1 tRNA gene and 2 rRNA genes (1 of these 3 cut by a window edge) are annotated in these 2,500 nt (G+C 54.1%); all 3 read right to left on the reverse strand.

The features are described 5' to 3' along the window. Positions 1–2: 2 nt before the first annotated feature. Positions 3–76: transfer RNA gene (locus IM739_RS00005), tRNA-Met, on the reverse strand. Between the two features lie 235 nt (positions 77–311). Then, positions 312–426, reverse strand: a 5S ribosomal RNA gene (gene rrf, locus IM739_RS00010). Positions 427–545: 119 nt separating this feature from the next. Beyond that, a 23S ribosomal RNA gene (locus IM739_RS00015) occupies positions 546–2,500 on the reverse strand (it continues 844 nt past the right edge of the window).

Raw genomic sequence — 2,500 nt, forward strand, 5'->3', positions numbered from 1 at the left:
GGTTGCGGGGGCAGGATTTGAACCTGCGGCCTTCAGGTTATGAGCCTGACGAGCTACCGGGCTGCTCCACCCCGCGCCAAGCGCATTCGGCTTTGCCGAATGTCGCGATTACGTCATCGCTATGCGATGACGGACTGTGCCGGAGCAAAACCGAAGGTTTTGTCTCCTGTAAGGTTGGCACGAAGCCGAAGCCTCTGATCCAACCCTGTGTTTTGCGTATTCTACAAACGAATAAGGGTCGCTTTTGGCGACCCCTGATCGGCTCAAGGGCCGTAGAATGTTTAGAGAAGATTTATGTTTGCCTTTAGCAGACCTGGCAGCGACCTACTCTCCCGCGTCTTGAGACGGAGTACCATTGGCGCAGGGGCGTTTCACGGCCGTGTTCGGAATGGGAACGGGTGCAGCCACCCCGCAATAACCACCAGGTCAGCTAAGGGCAATAAAAGAGAAGCTGGTAGAAGTCGTTTCGACTTCGTTTTGAGATATGAACACGTTTTTGGCTTCATCGCCGCCGCTGAGGCGGCCGATGAGCATGGTCAATGAGAACGATCAAGCCAATCGAGCTATTAGTACCGGTAAGCTTCATGCATTGCTGCACTTCCACACCCGGCCTATCAACGTGGTAGTCTTCCACGGCTCTGATAGGGAATACTCGTTTTCAGGTTGGTTTCCCGCTTAGATGCCTTCAGCGGTTATCCATTCCATATATAGCTACCCTGCTATGCCGTTGGCACGACAACAGGTCCACCAGAGATATGTCCATCCCGGTCCTCTCGTACTAGGGACAGATCCTGTCAATATTCCTACACCCACGGCAGATAGGGACCGAACTGTCTCACGACGTTCTGAACCCAGCTCACGTACCGCTTTAATTGGCGAACAGCCAAACCCTTGGGACCTGCTCCAGCCCCAGGATGCGATGAGCCGACATCGAGGTGCCAAACAACCCCGTCGATATGGACTCTTGGGGGTCATCAGCCTGTTATCCCCGGCGTACCTTTTATCCGTTGAGCGATGGCCCTTCCACGCGGGACCACCGGATCACTATGACCGACTTTCGTCTCTGCTCGACTTGTCAGTCTCGCAGTCAGGCGGGCTTATGCCATTGCACTCGACGACCGATTTCCGACCGGTCTGAGCCCACCATCGCGCGCCTCCGTTACTCTTTCGGAGGCGACCGCCCCAGTCAAACTACCCACCATACACTGTCCCGGATCCGGATAACGGACCGCGGTTAGACATCCATGACGATAAGGGTGGTATTTCAAGGATGGCTCCACTCAAACTGGCGTCCAAGCTTCAAAGCCTACCACCTATCCTACACATGCCGACACGAATGCCAGTGTAAAGCTATAGTAAAGGTGCACGGGGTCTTTCCGTCTGACCGCAGGAACCCCGCATCTTCACGGGGAATTCAATTTCACTGAGTCTATGCTGGAGACAGCGGGGAAGTCGTTACGCCATTCGTGCAGGTCGGAACTTACCCGACAAGGAATTTCGCTACCTTAGGACCGTTATAGTTACGGCCGCCGTTTACTGGGGCTTCAGTTCAAAGCTTGCACCTCTCCCTTTAACCTTCCAGCACCGGGCAGGCGTCAGACCCTATACGTCGTCTTGCGACTTCGCAGAGCCCTGTGTTTTTGATAAACAGTCGCTACCCCCTGGTCTGTGCCACCCCATCTCACTTGCGTAAAATGGGGTCACGCTTCTTCCGAAGTTACGCGTGCAATTTGCCGAGTTCCTTCAGCATAGTTCTCTCAAGCGCCTTGGTATACTCTACCTGACCACCTGTGTCGGTTTCGGGTACGGTCTATAGGGTGGAGCTATTTCCTGGAACCGCTCCACCGCACATTCAATCCAATAAGAATGTACGATTTGTGCGATCCGTCACTACCACCAGGCCCACGAATATTAACGTGGTTCCCATCGACTACGCATTTCTGCCTCGCCTTAGGGGCCGGCTAACCCTGCTCAGATTAACTTTAAGCAGGAACCCTTGGTCTTTCGGCGAGGGGGTCTCTCACCCCCTTTATCGTTACTCATGTCAACATTCGCACTTCCGATACCTCCAGGGCCCCTCACGGGTACCCCTTCACAGGCTTACGGAACGCTCCGCTACCACACGTCTTGCGACGTATCCTCAGCTTCGGTGCATGGCTTTAGCCCCGTTACATTTTCGGCGCAAAGACCCTTATTTAGACCAGTGAGCTGTTACGCTTTCTTTAAATGATGGCTGCTTCTAAGCCAACATCCTGGTTGTTTTGGGATCCTCACATCCTTTCCCACTTAGCCATGACTTGGGGACCTTAGCTGGAGGTCAGGGTTGTTGCCCTCTTCACGACGGACGTTAGCACCCGCCGTGTGTCTGCCGACTAGTACTCCTCGGTATTCGGAGTTTGGTTAGGATCAGTAAGACGGTGAGTCCCCATAGCCCATCCAGTGCTCTACCCCCGAGGGTATTCGGTCGACGCACTACCTAAATAGTTTTCGCGGAGAACCA

This window comes from Rhizobium sp. SL42, from assembly GCF_021729845.1.
Lineage (GTDB): Bacteria > Pseudomonadota > Alphaproteobacteria > Rhizobiales > Rhizobiaceae > Allorhizobium.